Origin of the sequence: Ahrensia sp. R2A130 (assembly GCF_000179775.1) — a bacterium.
Lineage (GTDB): Bacteria > Pseudomonadota > Alphaproteobacteria > Rhizobiales > Rhizobiaceae > Pseudahrensia.
In genome coordinates this window covers 23,334-38,169 of the sequence record NZ_AEEB01000024.1, presented here as the reverse complement: position 1 = coordinate 38,169, position 14,836 = coordinate 23,334, and the positions used below count along the sequence as shown (strand labels likewise).

Genomic DNA, 14,836 nt, shown 5'->3' with positions numbered 1-14,836 from the left:
CACCCTACCACGGCTTCTACCGCTGGGGGATGGCGAGGCTTCCCACGAACAGTACCAGCGCGGCCACGACGATGGCTGGGCCTGCTTGAACGTCCCACTGCAGTGACGCCCATAATCCAAGCACGGCAGACGCTGCGCCCAGCAGTGACGCGACCACCGCCATTGCTTCGGGCGTATGTGCCAACCGCCGCGAAGTGGCGGCAGGCACGATCAACAACGCGGTTATCAGCAACACACCAACCACCTTCATGGCGATGGCGATCACGCCTGCCACCAACAACATGAACACCAATGTGATGCGTTCCGGCTGCTGCCCTTCGGCTGCTGCGATATCGCCGTTTACGGTGGCTGCAAAAAGCCGGTTCCAGATCAGCACAAGAACGGCAAGACAGACCGCGCCGCCGATCCAGATGGTGAGAATATCATTCATGTTCACCGCGAGGATATCGCCGAACAGAAGTCCGGTGAGGTCGACGCGCAGCCAAGACATCGCCCCGATTGCAACCATGCCAAGCGCCAACGATCCGTGGGACAGGATGCCCAAAATTGCATCAGACGCCAGCGCGCCATCGCGTTGTAGTGCAAACAGTGCCAGCGCGATGAATGCGCAGACCAGAAATACAATTGCTACGGGTGCTAAACCCAAGAGGAAGGATAGGGCTACGCCAAGAAGTGCGCCATGGGCCAGCGTGTCGCCAAAATAGGAAAGCCGCCGCCAGATCACGAAACAGCCCAAAGGCCCCGCAACCAGCGCCACACCGACCGCAGCCACGCCGGCACGAATAAGAAAGTCATCCATTAGCTGTTTTCACCGTGTTCGGTACCACAGGTGTCGCAATGGTCGGCAACTGTGCCGTCTGCCAATTGCACGGTGCCATCGGGCAGGTGTTTGTGGTCGTGGCTGTGTTGATAGATGGCCAGCGCTTCGCCTGCGCGGGTGCCAAACAGGTTGCGGTAATCGTCGCTCTCCGTGACCGTGGTGGGCGTTCCCGCGCAGCACATATGGCCGTTGAGGCAGATCACTTTATCGGTTTGCGCCATAACGAGATGCAGGTCGTGGGAGATCATCAACACGCCGCAATTTAATTCGTTACGCAGGTCTCCGATCAGTTGGTAGAGTTCGATCTCGCCCTGAAAATCAACGCCCTGCGCGGGTTCGTCCAGCACGAGTAAATCCGGTTTTCGGGCGATGGCGCGGGCCAGAAGGACGCGCTGGAATTCTCCGCCGGAAAGCGTTCTCATTTGGTCGTTCACCAGTTGGGCAACACCGGTGCGTTGCAGTGCTGCAAGAGTTTCATCGCTCGTAAGACGGTCGGTCAAACGCATGAAGCGCGAGACCGTCAGCGGCAAGGTCCAGTCAATCGACATCTTCTGCGGCACGTAGCCGATGGTCAGATCAGCGGTGCGGGTAGCGGTGCCTGCTGTTGGTTTGGTAATACCGAGTGCCAGCTTCGCGGTGGTGGATTTGCCGGAACCATTAGGGCCGATCAACGTCACGATTTCGCCCGGCTGCACGGTGAACGACACATCGCGAACGGCCCAGCGCTCGCCAGCTCGAAAGCCTGCCTGTTTTAATTCAATGATGTTGCGTTCGCTCATGAGATCAGTATATCGTACTTTTCATTGTTACATTAAATGCCACATCTTTCACCTGACACAAAGCCCAAAAATTCACAAACCGGGCGGCTTAAAACACAGGGTCTTATCTATCATGTTCAAACGCTTGCTTCTCACCACAGCGCTCACAACGGCACTCACAACGGCACTCTCAACGGTTGCGGCCACCCAGTTTACCACAGCAGCATGGGCCGTTGATGTTGCTGTCAGCATTCGCCCAATTCATTCTGTGGTTGCCACCCTGATGCAGGGCGTTGGCACTCCTGAACTTTTGATTGAGGGCAATGCCGACCCGCACACCGCTAGCCTGACACCATCAAAAGCGCGGGCGCTTTCTAACGCGGATCTCGTCATTTGGGTTGGGCCAAGCATGTCGACACGCCTCGATAAGGCCATCGATTCTCTTGCCGATACATCGAAGGTGATCACGCTTATGGAAGGCGAAGAGGGCGAGCATGGCGCAGAGAAGCACGACGATCATGATGACCACGCCAAGGAGGCTAAAGCCGAAGACGGTCATGATGACCACGATCACGCCAAGGAGGCTAAGGCTGAGGATGGGCATGATGACCACGATCACGCCAAGGAGGCTAAGGCTGAGGATGGGCATGATGACCACGATCACGCCAAGGAGGCTAAGGCTGAGGATGGGCATGACGACCATGACCACGCTAAGGAAGCCAAGGCGGAGGATGGCCATGAAGGCCACGACCACCATAATCATGGTGACGACCCGCATGTGTGGCTCGACCCTGTTGAGATGGTCGAGATGGTGGAAGCCATCACCGATGGTCTTGTATCTGTCGATGCTGCTAACGAAGCGACCTATCGCGCCAATGCCGAAGCGTTGACCGCCCGCCTGAAGGCGTTGGATGCCAGCCTGCGTGAGAAGACCGCGGCCGTGCGTGAAAGCAGCCTGCCGATTTATCAAGTCCACGATTCCATCTCCCGCTTTATGGAGCGCTATGGGCTGACCAAGGGCGACACGCTGCTGGGTGCGAATACCGAAGGTGGCAGCGCACAAGGTGTTTCGTCGGTCCGCGCCGCGCTTGCCGAAAAACCCGGTTGCCTGTTGGTCGAGGCCAGCACCAAGCCCGGGCAGATCAGCACGCTAACTGAAGGTCGAGACACGGTGGTCGTAACAGTAGATCAGTTGGGCTTTGAACAAGCCGATGGACCGGAGCTTTACGAATCTATGATGGCCGCGCTTGGTGATGCAGTAGCAGGCTGCGCGAAGGGGTAAGGCCAGAGCTTTTAGTTGCCTGCGTCTTGTTTGAAGCGGAGGATTGGGATTGCGGACGAGCAAGAACCCCGGCCCGTCTCACGACGTCCGAACGGGGAGTAAGGTGTCGCCGTTTTGGCTGCGCCAAAGCGCAAGCGACCCCGTAAAATAAAGAGCCAGCGGGACGAAGAAGTCTGCCGTTAGCCTGTAGTCTCAGGCGAAAAGGCATGACACCTTCGCCCCGCTCAATCCTGCTGCGAGTGTGTCTCAACACCATTCCCGTCACCTCCCCGAAAATGAACCGCGATAATCTGCGGTTCATCGGCCTTGCCTTCGGCCCGCCATTACTGACGTTCGACGTCCGGTCCCGAAGCTGTTGTGGCAGCCCTGCCGGTGCGACATAGAGCTCCGCCCGCTTGCGACCGTTAAGCGCGCGCGACGGAAGGATCGCTTCCACGCAACGATCAGGACGGTCCGGACCGTCGGCTCATGCGCGAAAGAAGGGGTAGTATGGGGTGGGCACGGAGAGCGGGGATAGATTTCTCAACCACTCACCACAATTCGGCTATCATCCCCGCCCTCGGGCTTGACCCGGGGGCGGGGATGACAAGGGAGTGTTGGGGGATGTGTCGCGGTTACCGGTCTAGTCGTGCAGGCCGCCCATCATCAGGTATTTCATCTCGGTGAATTCATCGACGCCGTGGGTGGAGCCTTCGCGGCCCAGACCGGATTCCTTCACGCCACCGAACGGAGCGACTTCGGTGGAGAGCACGCCGGAGTTGATCGACACCATGCCGTAGTCCAGCGCTTCCGCTACGCGCCAGACGCGACCGATGTCGCGGGCGAAGAAGTAAGAGGCTAGGCCGAACGGTGTTGCGTTGGCCAGCTCGATCACTTCTTCTTCGTCCTCGAACCGGTAGAGCGGTGCAACGGGGCCGAAGATTTCTTCGTTGGTTACAGCCATGTCGGTGGTGACGTTGGTCAACACGGTGGGCTCGTAGAAGCGTGGGCCTTTGTCGGAAACCACGCCGCCGGTTGCGACCGTTGCGCCCTTGTCCATGGCGTCTGCGACCAGCTTCTGCACCTTGTCGATGGCAGCATCATTGATGAGAGGGCCGGTCGTGGAGGCGGCTTCGTCACCGGGCCCGACGACGAGTTTGTTGACAGCGGCAGTGAGTTTCTCGGCGAATTCATCATAGACCGCGTCTTGAACATAGATGCGGTTGGCGCAGACGCAGGTTTGGCCGGCGTTGCGGAATTTGGACGCCATGGCGCCTTCGACGGCCTTGTCGATATTGGCGTCATCGAAGACGATGAAGGGCGCGTTGCCGCCCAGTTCTAGACCCATCACCTTAACGGTGTCGGCGCACTGGCGCATTAGGATTTTGCCCACGGGCGTGGAGCCGGTGAAGGTGAGGGCGCGCACATCGGAGCTATCGCACATGGCACCGCCGATGGCTGGCGCGTCGCCGGTCACGACGTTCAAAACGCCCGCTGGAAGGCCAGCTTCCTGTGCCAGTGCGGCCAGCGCAAATGCGGTCAGCGGCGTGTCTTCGGCGGGCTTCACGATAGCCGTGCAGCCAGCGGCAAATGCGGGGGCGACCTTACGGGTGATCATCGCAGCCGGAAAATTCCACGGGGTGATTGCAGCGACCACGCCGATGGGCTGACGGATGACGACGATGCGTCCGTCCGGCCACGGGGAGGGGATGGTTTCGCCATGAATGCGCTTGGCTTCTTCGCCGTAAAATTCGATGAAGGATGCGGCGTAGAGAACTTCGCCTTTGGCCTCTGCCAGTGGTTTGCCCTGTTCGGATGTCAGGATGGCGGCGACTTCATCGGCGTTTTCGACGACGAGTTCGTACCAGAGGCGCAGGATGGCTGCGCGTTCCTTGGCGGTGGTTTTGGACCAGCTTTCGAATGCGGTGGCTGCGGCATCGATGGCGCGGTTGGTCTCGTCGGCACCCATCTTGGGCACCATGGCGATCTGTTCGCCTGTGGCAGGGTCGAGCACGGGCATGTCTTCGCCGCCCGTCCATTCGCCGTTGATGAGGCACTGTGTTCTGCGGAGATTTTTCATGTAGTCGTTCCTTGAAAGTCGTTCGTTGCGCCTGCATTCCCGTCGTTTGCCTTGGGGTGGTTGCGACGTGATAGGGTGAGATTAGTTGCTGGCCAGCCATTCGGCGATGACGTCGCATTGTTCTTCGTTGCGCAGCGTCGGTGTGTGACCGGTATCGTCGAATTCCACCAATGTGGTTTGCGGCCCGCAGGTCAGCATTTTTTCAGCGGTCTCTTCCGACAGGAAGGACGAATTTTTGCCGCGTAATACGAGAACGGGGCAGGTTATGCGTTCCCAAGTTTCCCACATATCGACGTTGAAATAGGAGATGCTTTCGCGGAACGCTTCGCCGACGCGATTGTCGACTTTCAGCCGCCACGTGCCGGCTTTTGTGCGGCGGCATGAGTATTTTGCCATATGCATCCAGTCCTCCTCCGTCATGGGGGCGAACTCGTAATAGATGTTCTTCAGATGGTCAGCGACGGCCTCCACCGACGCAAAATCGATGCTCTTGCCAATATATTCGGCGATCTTCAGCTGCGCCTCGCGGGACACTTCCGGACCGATGTCATTGATGACAAGCCGCTTGATGGGAGACTGGGCGACCGATGCCAACACCATGCCGATGATGCCGCCCATGGACGTGCCGATCCAGTTCACCTCGGTCACGTTCAAACGTGAAATTAGGCTGTTCATATCTGCGTTGTATTGCAGGTAGTTGTAGCCGTCTTCGGGAATGTGGTCGCTGTCGCCACGGCCCACAACGTCCGGACAGACGATACGATACATGTCGCACATGCGGTTCGCGAAAAAATCGAAATCGCGAGCGTTGCGCGTCAGGCCGTGGACGCAGAACAGTGTTTCCTGATGGGAAAAGTCCTGCGCATTGCCCCACTCCAGATAGTTGATGCGGTGGAAGCCGTGGAATCCAAGACCGAGATGGTAGTGCTTGGAGTAGGCTTTGGCAGGCTGCTTTTTACGGTGGGGCATGAATGTTCCGTTGTGGGGAGAGCGGGCGGCTAATGACGAGGCGAAAAGCCGTCTAGCTCATGTCCTTGAGGCGGGATTGCAGGGCGTCGATTTGCGCCTGAATATTTTCCAGTTCGGCGTCACGGGGGGCGGGCTTTTCCGCATCGGCCTGTGGTGTTGTTTCTGTTCCGGACTGGTTCAGCGTTGGCAGAAACATTGACCAGGAGCGTTTGAACATCGCCATATTTTGCTTGGCGAGCGCCTGGCTGAAATCCATCATGGCACGGGCGTTGCGGTCTATGGCGGTGCCAACGGCTTTCGTCATGGCTTCGCCCATCTTCTCCCGCTCCTGCGCGAAAAGCGAAAGCGACTGGGTAAGATAGTCAGGCACCATTTTCGAGTAGCTGTCGCCATACATGCCGATCAGCTGCTTTTGGAATTCCAGCGGAAAGTGGAAGGCGTCATCAGAACCGTTTTCGCGCTCGTAGATGATCTGGTTGAGGATCGAACGGGTGATGTTCTCGCCCGTCTTTGCGTCTTCGATAACGAAGGGCGTGTCATCGGCGATCAGGTCTACGATGTCATCTAGCTTGATGTAGCTGGAGGACGCCGTGTTGTAGAGACGTCGGTTCGGGTATTTGCGGATGACGATTGTTGAGCCATCAGAACCATCTTGCCCGCTTTCCTTCTTGGAAGGGCGGCCACGTTTGGCGGCAGGCGCTGCTTTTGTCGGCCTTGGGTCAGATTTGGCGTCAGACATGGGGTGTCGGTTTCCGGTTCTTGCGGTCTAAACAGATGAGGGGCGGTGCGGTTCCATCAGGAATGTTGCACTGCATCATGATAGGGCAAGGGCAGAAACAAACAAGCCGCCGAACCCGAATTAACGAGCGCGACGGCTTGAATGGTAAAGGTGGTCTGCGCGGTTGGGAGGAACCGGCGACCTTCGTCTTTACAGGTTGACTGCGAAGCCTTTGGAGTAGGCTGCGCGTGCTGCTTCGCCGGTGTCTTTCATGACTTTGCCGGAGAGTTCAGCAACGCCTTTGGTCTGGTCAGCGAGGCGCTCGGTGCCGGAAGCAACGTTGGACGTTGCGATTTTGAAGAATTCGGACACGTCGCCGGCCTTGTTCATGGCTTTTACGCCGTCGAAGGTGGCTGCAACGTTGGAAACGTAGTTTTCGTACATTTTCTTGGCGATTGCTTCGCCGCCCTTGAACACGGCTGCGTTCAGCTCGATCAGCGATTCCATCGCTTTTTCGGAATTGGCGATGTGTGTGGTAACGAATTCCTGGCTCTTGCCCATGATGTCGGCAGTCTGCTCGTTCATTGTTTCTTTGGTGCTGGCCATGTGATTCACTCCTGTGATGGTCGTTTTTCGAGCGACTCTGCGTCGCTATTGAAGCTAACATAGCATTTAATTTGTGCGGCGCAACATTTTTATTGTGCGTCTGCACAATTTTTGCTTTTAACCCTATCGGAACCGGCAAGAAACTGCGACGTTTCGTGTTCAGGTTTGGGTCAACTTTAACGCGCCATATCAAGGGCCAAAGGAACTTCTGTGAAAACAACTAACCGGCTTCGCTCCGCACAACTGCTTGTAAAATGCCTTGAAAACGAAGGTGTCGAATATATCTTCGGCATTCCCGGTGAAGAGAATATCGGTGTGATGGATGCGCTGCTCGACAGCCCTATCCAGTTCGTTATCACGCGCCATGAACAGGGAGCTGCGTTTATGGCCGACGTTTACGGCCGCCTGACCGGCCGTGCCGGTGTTTGTATGTCGACGCTTGGCCCGGGTGCCACGAACCTCGTGACCGGCGTTGCCGACGGCAATATGGACCGCGCACCGATGGTTGCGATTGCCGGGCAGGGCGCAACGACCCGCATGCACAAAGAAAGCCATCAGGTGCTCGATCTGGTGAACCTGTTTGCACCGATCACCAAGTATTCCGTGCAAATTCGTGAACCTGAAATTGTGCCGGAGATCGTCCGCAAGGCGTTCAAGTTTGCGCAAACCGAAAAGCCCGGTGCCGCGTTCATCGACTTTCCCGAGAACGTCGCTGAGATGGAAATCGACGAGATGCCGCCATTGCGCGTGCAGCAACCGGTGCCGCCACAGGCAGCATCCGGTAAATGCCGTCAGGTGGCGCAGCTGATTGATGAAGCCAAGAACCCGATCATCATCGCGGGTAATGGCGTCATCCGCCACAATGCATGCGACGCATTGTTGAACCTTGCCGAAACCGTCAACATTCCCGTTGCCACGACATTCATGGCCAAGGGTGCGATCCCTTCATCTCACCCGTTGTCGCTGGGCACCGTTGGCCTGAAAGCGCACGATCTTATCGCCTTCGGTATCGAAGAAGCGGATCTGGTGCTGTGCATCGGTTACGATCTTGTCGAGTACGACCCTGCTTATTGGAACCCGAAGCTGGAAGAGAAAATCGTTCATATCGATGGTTCACCTGCAGAGGTGGACACTCATTACATCGTTGAAGCCGGTGTCGTGGGCGACCTGACGGACTCCATGAACCGCATCGCGTCGCGCTGTGATCAGGATAAGAACAAGGCGATGCCGGAACTTCGCAAGAAGATCGTCAAGGAATTGAACCGCTACGCTGATGACACCGCGCACCCGATCAAACCGCAGAAAATCATCTCCGATCTGCGCAAGGCCATGAACCCGGAAGACATCGTCATTTCCGATGTCGGCGCGCATAAAATGTGGATGGCGCGGATGTTCCAAGCGGAACGGCCTAACACCTGCATCATCTCCAACGGCTTTGCGTCGATGGGTATCGCGCTGCCCGGCGCGATTGCTGCCAAACTGGTCTATCCCGAACGCAACATTCTGGCCGTCTGCGGCGATAGTGGCTTCATGATGAACAATCAGGAAATCGAAACGGCAGTTCGCCTTGGCCTCAATATCACGATCCTGATTTTCAACGACAATAAATACGGCCTCATCGAGTGGCATCAGCTGCGTGAGTACGGTCGTAAGTCGAACATCGATGTGACCAACCCGGACTTCGTAAAATTTGCCGACAGCTTTGGTGCCAAGGGCTACCACGTTTCCAAAACCGAAGATCTGTTGGACACGATCAAGACAGCCATGAACGATGGTGGCGTGTCGATTATCGATTGCCCGATCGACTATTCTGAAAATATGAAGCTGACGGAACGCCTGAAGGGCATGACCAGCCTCGATCAGTCTGAAGACGTCTGATTACACACCTGCACAGCACGACCTGATACCGAACAAAAGGGTTTCCCGAACATGCACGCCTTCCAATTCCAGACCACACCCAATGTCCTGTCCGAAGTGGGCTCCACCGCGAAGATCGGTGAGATCATGGCGAAGCAGGGCTGCAAGAAGGTGGCTTTCGTCACCGACAAGATCATTCTTGAACTCGGTCTTGCCGCTGCTGCGCTAGACAGCCTGAAGGCTGCTGGTATCGACGCCCACATCATCGACGACGTTGTGCCGGACCCACCGGAAAGCATGGTGCTGACGGCTGTCGAAGAAGCGAAAGCTGCGGGCGTCGATGGCGTCTGTTCGGTGGGCGGTGGTTCATCGCTCGATACGGCCAAGCTCATCGCGGTGCTTATGAACAGCGATCAGCCCATTGGTGAAATGTACGGCGTTGGCCTCGTGACCGGCGGTCGCTTGCCGCTGGTTCTTGCGCCAACAACGGCGGGCACAGGTTCGGAAGTGACGCCGATTTCCATCGTCACCACCGGCACGAATGAGAAGAAGGGCGTGGTGTCGCCGCAGCTTCTGCCGGACTGGGCTATTCTGGACGCTGAACTGACTGTCGGTCTGCCACCGGCTGTGACCGCGGCTACCGGCATCGACGCTATGGTTCACGCGATTGAGGCTTATACCTCGGCGCATAAGAAAAACATTCTTTCTGACACGCTGGCCCGTCAAGCGCTGGAACTGCTGGGTGCTAACATCGAAACCGCTTGCTCCGACGGCAAAAACCGCGAAGCCCGCTCTGCGATGCTGCTCGGTTCCATGCTCGCCGGTATGGCATTTGCCAACGCACCGGTGGCTGCGGTTCACGCGCTGGCCTATCCGCTGGGCGGCCATTTCCATGTGCCGCATGGCCTATCGAACGCGCTGGTTCTGCCCCATGTGCTGGAATTCAACATGCCGTCAGCCGAAGGTCTGTACGCCGAAATTGGTCCGCTGATCTTCCCTGAACTTGCCGGCAAATCCGATAGCGAAATCGGTCAGGGCATGATCGACGGCTTCAAATCGCTTGGCCCGAAACTGGGTATGCAGTCCACGCTTGCCGAGGTTGGTGTGAACCACAACCAACTGCCTATGCTTGCGGAAGATGCTATGAAACAGACCCGCTTGCTCGTGAACAATCCGCGCGAGATGACCTATGATGCGGCGCTGGCGATTTACACCGCAGCTCTGAACTAAAGGAAACTCCATGGCACAGGATGACAGTGACGCTTTCGCTCAAATGGCGAAGATGTGGAGCGAAGGTGGCAAGGCTATGATGGACGCTCAGGCGCAAGCCACAGAGCAGTTTCAGGCTGCCATGAGCGGCGCGATGAATGGCGGCATGAACCCGCCCGGCGCCGCCGGTGGCGATGACCTTGTGGACACGTGGCGTGAGCTGATGGCTGCATGGATGCCTGGCTACAGAGATGGCGCGCCGAACGCGCCAATCCGTTCCGACACGATCTGGAATGGGGGTGGCACCGACATGTTCGCGCAGATGTTCAACCCAATGGCGATGACAATGCCGGGTTTTGCCTTCGGTTCGATGCCAAATTTCGCGGAAGGGTTCCAGCAATTCGATGCGTCGAAAGCTGCGCCATTCGCAATGGATGCATGGGCTAATTTCGCACCCGAACAATTGCGCGAAATACTGGATTCTGTGGCTCAAGGCCCGCGCTTTGCAGACCTTGCTGCGCCGTGGATGGATGCTGCGCAGACCAGCCGTGAATGGCTGGATTATCAAAAGGCGGCTGGTGAATTTGCCGCCGTTCTTCGTGCTGCATGGGGCCGTGCCTACAGCACCTATGCGCAGGACTGGTCGCTGGATGATCTGAAGACCGGTGATGTGAATGCGGCGCTGCAAGCATGGCTTAAGATTGCCAATGCCGAGCTTCTTTCGACGCAACGCCAGAGCGATTATCTTGATGCCCAACGCAATCTTTTGCGCGCAGGTCTCGATGTGAAAGCGCGGATGAACGAAGCGGCGGAGCAGTGGGCAGAAGCATGGCAGATGCCCACCCGTTCCGAAGTCGATGACATGGCCAAACAGTTGCACGACGTGCGCGGCGAAGTGCGCGATCTGAAGCGCCAACTGAAAGCGGTGATCAAAGCGCAGGGCGGTGATGTGAAAAAACCGACGCGCCGGACCAGCAAATCAGCCCGCAAGTCCAAAGCTACCAATACAGCGAAGACTGACACAGCAAATACGGACGCATCTTGAGCCAAGACGGTCCAGCAAAAGAACCGGAGGCCGATCCGGTCGCGCAAGCGATGCAGGCTTGGCAATTGGCGTGGTCTGAGATGGCCGCCACCGGTGCGCGGGCGCTGAAGTCCAACGCTTATATCGCGGCTCAACGCGATTCAGAGGTGAAGATTGCCGACGCGCCTGCCGATACGGTTTTCCGTACCGACAAGGTTCGGGTGGACCACTATCATCCTGTCACAGACATACGGGCCGACATTCCACCGGTGCTGATTTGCTATGGGTTGTTCGGTCGTCAGACCATGATCGATCTTCAAGATGACCGTTCGCTGGTCCGCACATTGTTGGCTGCTGGTATCGACGTCTATGTGGTGGATTGGGGCACGCCGACGCGGGCCGACCGCTATCTCACATTTGATGATTATGTGGACCGTTATCTCGGCGACTGCGTGGAGCATGTGGTGGAGACCAATGGCGGCAAGCCGATCAACCTGTTCGGCATTTGTGAGGGTGGCACGTTCGCGGTGATGCTGGCTGCCACACGGCCCGAGCTTTTCTCCGGTCTGGCGTTGGCAATTACGCCAGTGGATTTTCACGGCAGGCCTGATGAATTTTGGGAAGGTGAGGGGTTCCTCAATTCCTGGATTGGCAATCTGGATGCCGATGACGTGAACAAGATCATCGACACCTACGGCAATCTGCCCGGTGCTATGACGGGCGCCGTATTCTCATCACTCACGCCGATGGCGTCGATGACGAAATACAATATCGGGCTGGCCGCGATGGACGGTAACCCGAAGGCGCTCGACAATTTCCTGCGTATGGAAAAGTGGATCGCCGACCGACCAGACCACCCCGGTGAGGCGGCACGGCAATGGCTCAACGATCTCTATCGCGAGAACAAACTTGTCGAAGGCACGTTCGAGGTTTGTGGTGAGGCGGTGGACCTGACGAAGATCGACATGCCCGTCATCAATATTTTCGCGCTGCGCGATCACATCATTCCGGTATCTTGTTCCAAGGCGCTGGGTAAGTTCGTGGCGGATGATCTCTACGAAGAAATCGGCTTTCCGGGCGGTCATGTCGGCGTGTTCGTATCCGGCAAGGCGCAAGGTGTTGTCGCTGGTGGGTTGGTCGACTGGATGGAACGCAAGACGAAGCAGTAGCCCTAAGCGGCAGCCTTGGGAGGGGCGTTGGAATGGTCGATAAACTCGTTTCGTTGGAACAGGCGATTGCCACGATTGGCGATGGCGACACAGTTTGTGTGGCTGGTTTTGTTGGTGTCGGAACGCCCGAAGCATTGCTACGCGGGTTGGAGGAGCGGTTTGCTGAAACGCAATCGCCATCCGGTATCTCGCTTCTGTTTGCTGCTGCCCCCGGTGATGGTGGCGAAAAAGGCCTCAACCGGCTGGCAGCGCCTGGCCTCGTGAAGCGCGCGGTGGGCGGCCACTGGTCGCTGGTGCCGAAGCTTGGTGCGCTGGCCATCGACAACAAGATCGAAGCCTACAATTTGCCGCTCGGCTGCATCTCGCAGCTTTACCGTGACATCGCTGCCGGTAAGCCCGGGATGTTTTCCCGAGTTGGCCTGCACACTTTCGTGGACCCTCGCCAGAGCGGCGGGGCGATCAACGAATGCACCACTGAAAAGCTGGTGGAGGTGATGCAGATCAACGGCGAGGATTGGCTGTTCTACAAATCCATTCCTATCGACGTCGCTCTCATTCGCGGCACCACGGCGGATCGCTATGGCAACATCACCATGGAACGTGAAGCGCTGACGCTGGACATGCTGCCGATTGCGATGGCTGCTAAGAATTCCGGCGGTCTTGTGATCGCGCAGGTTGAGCGCATCGCAGCTGGTGGCACGCTGGACCCGCGACAAGTCATGGTGCCGGGCAACTTGGTGGATTGCATCGTGATGGCGGATCATTCCGAACATCACCAGACCTATAAGACACCCTACAACCATGCCTTCACCGGCCGCATGAAAGCCGATGTGGGCACGCCACCTTCCATGCCGCTGTGCCAGCGTAAAATTATCGCGCGGCGCGCGGCGATGGAATTGCCGGTCAACGGTGTCGTCAATCTGGGCATCGGCATGCCGGAAGGTGTGGCTGCGGTGGCCAACGAAGAGGGCGTGATCGACCGTATCACGCTCACCACGGAAGCCGGTGTTCTGGGTGGCGTTCCGCAATCAGGGCTTGATTTTGGTGCTGGTATCAATGCCGACGCCATCATTCAGATGAACCAGCAGTTCGATTTTTACGATGGTGGCGGGCTTGATCTCGCCTGTCTCGGCATGGCGGAAGCTGACCAGAACGGCCACGTCAATGTTTCACGCTTCAAGACACGTTTTGCCGGTGCTGGCGGTTTCATCAACATTTCGCAAAACGCGCGAAAGGTGATTTTCGTCGGCACTTTTACAGCGGGCGGGCTGGAAGTTGCGGTTGAGGATCACAAGCTTCGGATCGTCACGGAAGGCCGCAACCGCAAGTTCATCGGCGATGTGGAGCAGATCACTTTCAACGGCACCTATGGCGCCAGCCGTGGGCAAGACGTGTTCTACATCACCGAGCGCTGCGTTTTCCGGCTTGTGGATGGCGGATTGCAATTGACCGAGGTTGCGCCGGGTATCGATGTTCAAAAAGACATTCTCGATTTGATGGAATTCACTCCTATCATCGATGGTGAGCCGAAGCTGATGGACAGCCGTATCTTCAGTGAGGAGCCGATGGAATTGCGGAAGCAATTGCTGGAAATTCCTCTGTCAGACCGGCTGACGCATGATGGAGAAAACAACATCGTCTTCGCCAACCTGTCTGGTTTGGAAATCGAAGATCCGCATGACCTAGAAGAGCTGTCGACCGGACTGAATGCGTTTTTCAATTCGCTGGGGCAAAAGGTCAATCTGGTTTCGAATTATGATGGCATTTTCATCGCACCGCGCATGACGGAACGGTTTGCCAATCTCATGGCACAGCTGGAAACCGATCATTATCTGGAAGCGACCCGTTACACGACGTCGGCATTTTTACGGCAAAAACTGGGGCAGGATTTGAAGAGCCGTTCTATACCGCCGCATATTTTCGAAACACGGCAGGAGGCTGCAGATTACATTCGGGCACAGGCCAAGACGTGAGGCGTTAGATCAGCCACAGCACGATTCCGGTCCCTAAAGCGCCTGCCGCCATTATCGATGCAATAGTGCCAAAGCGGCTTGCAGATACTGGCTCTGCGGCGTGAGCGTCTAGCCGTTGAATGAGCTTGCAGGCATTTTTCCAAGCCGCATAAAAGATAAGCATAGCAAGTAAGAGAAACGCAGTTGCGACGGATTTTGGTATCCATGTTCTCTCCATCTCACCGAATACAGCCTGCAATGCGATTGCGATACCGATTGCTGCCATTCCGGTTCGCATCCAACCGGCAAACGTGCGTTCGTTAGCCTGAACTGTGCGATCTTCCGCCCAGTCTGTCCGGTCTTGTGCCAACTCGTTGGAAGATTTGTCGTCGTCAGCCATCAGATTTCCGTGG

Annotated in this window: 14 protein-coding genes; 7 read left to right on the top strand and 7 right to left on the bottom strand. The window is 57.0% G+C overall.

Features of this window, described 5'->3' with window-relative positions; translation table 11 throughout:
- Nucleotides 1–16: 16 nt before the first annotated feature.
- Nucleotides 17–799, bottom strand: a complete 783-nt coding sequence (locus R2A130_RS15715; protein WP_009465163.1) for a metal ABC transporter permease — start codon at nucleotides 797–799, stop codon at nucleotides 17–19.
- Nucleotides 799–1,599 carry a zinc ABC transporter ATP-binding protein ZnuC gene (znuC, locus tag R2A130_RS15710; RefSeq protein WP_009465162.1) on the bottom strand — a complete coding sequence of 267 codons (801 nt, stop codon included), beginning with the start codon at nucleotides 1,597–1,599 and terminating at the stop codon, nucleotides 799–801. The genes R2A130_RS15715 and znuC overlap by 1 nt, the downstream gene beginning before the upstream one ends.
- 112 nt (nucleotides 1,600–1,711) lie before the next feature.
- Between znuC and R2A130_RS17830 the strand changes: the two genes are divergently transcribed.
- Both R2A130_RS17830 and R2A130_RS18730 read left to right on the top strand, forming a co-directional pair.
- A complete protein-coding gene (locus R2A130_RS17830) occupies nucleotides 1,712–2,860 on the top strand; it encodes a zinc ABC transporter substrate-binding protein (protein ID WP_009465161.1) in 1,149 nt (382 codons plus the stop codon).
- A 206-nt stretch (nucleotides 2,861–3,066) separates the two neighbouring features.
- Nucleotides 3,067–3,243 carry a hypothetical protein gene (locus R2A130_RS18730; RefSeq protein WP_009465160.1) on the top strand — a complete coding sequence of 59 codons (177 nt, stop codon included), beginning with the start codon at nucleotides 3,067–3,069 and terminating at the stop codon, nucleotides 3,241–3,243.
- Between the two features lie 239 nt (nucleotides 3,244–3,482).
- Here the strand turns inward: R2A130_RS18730 and R2A130_RS15700 are convergent, their stop codons facing one another.
- The 4 genes from R2A130_RS15700 to R2A130_RS15685 all read right to left on the bottom strand — a co-directional run bounded on the left by R2A130_RS15700 (nucleotide 3,483) and on the right by R2A130_RS15685 (nucleotide 7,212).
- On the bottom strand, nucleotides 3,483–4,919 hold the full coding sequence (locus R2A130_RS15700; protein WP_009465159.1) for an NAD-dependent succinate-semialdehyde dehydrogenase: 1,437 nt from the start codon (nucleotides 4,917–4,919) through the stop codon (nucleotides 3,483–3,485).
- 81 nt (nucleotides 4,920–5,000) lie between these two features.
- Nucleotides 5,001–5,888, bottom strand: a complete 888-nt coding sequence (locus R2A130_RS15695) for an alpha/beta fold hydrolase (protein WP_009465158.1) — start codon at nucleotides 5,886–5,888, stop codon at nucleotides 5,001–5,003.
- Between the two features lie 52 nt (nucleotides 5,889–5,940).
- Nucleotides 5,941–6,627 carry a polyhydroxyalkanoate synthesis repressor PhaR gene (gene phaR, locus R2A130_RS15690; RefSeq protein ID WP_009465157.1) on the bottom strand — a complete coding sequence of 229 codons (687 nt, stop codon included), beginning with the start codon at nucleotides 6,625–6,627 and terminating at the stop codon, nucleotides 5,941–5,943.
- 189 nt (nucleotides 6,628–6,816) lie between these two features.
- Nucleotides 6,817–7,212 carry a phasin family protein gene (locus R2A130_RS15685; protein ID WP_009465155.1) on the bottom strand — a complete coding sequence of 132 codons (396 nt, stop codon included), beginning with the start codon at nucleotides 7,210–7,212 and terminating at the stop codon, nucleotides 6,817–6,819.
- Nucleotides 7,213–7,422: 210 nt separating this feature from the next.
- On the opposite strand from R2A130_RS15685, the gene R2A130_RS15680 reads away from it, so the two are divergent.
- From R2A130_RS15680 to R2A130_RS15660, 5 genes are read left to right on the top strand one after another with little or no spacing between them, the layout of a single operon-like run.
- On the top strand, nucleotides 7,423–9,090 hold the full coding sequence (locus R2A130_RS15680; RefSeq protein WP_009465154.1) for an acetolactate synthase large subunit: 1,668 nt from the start codon (nucleotides 7,423–7,425) through the stop codon (nucleotides 9,088–9,090).
- Nucleotides 9,091–9,141: 51 nt separating this feature from the next.
- On the top strand, nucleotides 9,142–10,299 hold the full coding sequence (locus R2A130_RS15675; RefSeq protein ID WP_009465153.1) for an iron-containing alcohol dehydrogenase: 1,158 nt from the start codon (nucleotides 9,142–9,144) through the stop codon (nucleotides 10,297–10,299).
- A gap of 10 nt (nucleotides 10,300–10,309) precedes the next feature.
- Nucleotides 10,310–11,323 (top strand): poly(R)-hydroxyalkanoic acid synthase subunit PhaE, encoded by a 1,014-nt coding sequence (locus tag R2A130_RS17825; RefSeq protein ID WP_009465152.1) that lies wholly within the window; start codon nucleotides 10,310–10,312, stop codon nucleotides 11,321–11,323.
- Nucleotides 11,320–12,471 carry an alpha/beta fold hydrolase gene (locus R2A130_RS15665; RefSeq protein WP_009465151.1) on the top strand — a complete coding sequence of 384 codons (1,152 nt, stop codon included), beginning with the start codon at nucleotides 11,320–11,322 and terminating at the stop codon, nucleotides 12,469–12,471. Before R2A130_RS17825 ends, R2A130_RS15665 begins: the two co-directional genes overlap by 4 nt.
- 32 nt (nucleotides 12,472–12,503) lie before the next feature.
- Nucleotides 12,504–14,444 carry an acyl CoA:acetate/3-ketoacid CoA transferase gene (locus tag R2A130_RS15660; protein ID WP_009465150.1) on the top strand — a complete coding sequence of 647 codons (1,941 nt, stop codon included), beginning with the start codon at nucleotides 12,504–12,506 and terminating at the stop codon, nucleotides 14,442–14,444.
- Nucleotides 14,445–14,448: 4 nt separating this feature from the next.
- On the opposite strand, the gene R2A130_RS15655 is transcribed toward R2A130_RS15660, so the two are convergent.
- Nucleotides 14,449–14,823 (bottom strand): YidH family protein, encoded by a 375-nt coding sequence (locus R2A130_RS15655; protein WP_009465149.1) that lies wholly within the window; start codon nucleotides 14,821–14,823, stop codon nucleotides 14,449–14,451.
- Nucleotides 14,824–14,836: the final 13 nt, after the last annotated feature.

Bases quoted from the DNA above. Each gene is read 5' to 3' on its own strand.
- R2A130_RS15715 (WP_009465163.1), bottom strand. From the start codon at position 799: ATGGATGACTTTCTTATTCGTGCCGGCGTGGCTGCGGTCGGTGTGGCG.
- znuC (WP_009465162.1), bottom strand. From the start codon at position 1,599: ATGAGCGAACGCAACATCATTGAATTAAAACAGGCAGGCTTTCGAGCT.
- R2A130_RS17830 (WP_009465161.1), top strand. From the start codon at position 1,712: ATGTTCAAACGCTTGCTTCTCACCACAGCGCTCACAACGGCACTCACA.
- R2A130_RS18730 (WP_009465160.1), top strand. From the start codon at position 3,067: ATGACACCTTCGCCCCGCTCAATCCTGCTGCGAGTGTGTCTCAACACC.
- R2A130_RS15700 (WP_009465159.1), bottom strand. From the start codon at position 4,919: ATGAAAAATCTCCGCAGAACACAGTGCCTCATCAACGGCGAATGGACG.
- R2A130_RS15695 (WP_009465158.1), bottom strand. From the start codon at position 5,888: ATGCCCCACCGTAAAAAGCAGCCTGCCAAAGCCTACTCCAAGCACTAC.
- phaR (WP_009465157.1), bottom strand. From the start codon at position 6,627: ATGTCTGACGCCAAATCTGACCCAAGGCCGACAAAAGCAGCGCCTGCC.
- R2A130_RS15685 (WP_009465155.1), bottom strand. From the start codon at position 7,212: ATGGCCAGCACCAAAGAAACAATGAACGAGCAGACTGCCGACATCATG.
- R2A130_RS15675 (WP_009465153.1), top strand. From the start codon at position 9,142: ATGCACGCCTTCCAATTCCAGACCACACCCAATGTCCTGTCCGAAGTG.
- R2A130_RS17825 (WP_009465152.1), top strand. From the start codon at position 10,310: ATGGCACAGGATGACAGTGACGCTTTCGCTCAAATGGCGAAGATGTGG.
- R2A130_RS15660 (WP_009465150.1), top strand. From the start codon at position 12,504: ATGGTCGATAAACTCGTTTCGTTGGAACAGGCGATTGCCACGATTGGC.
- R2A130_RS15655 (WP_009465149.1), bottom strand. From the start codon at position 14,823: ATGGCTGACGACGACAAATCTTCCAACGAGTTGGCACAAGACCGGACA.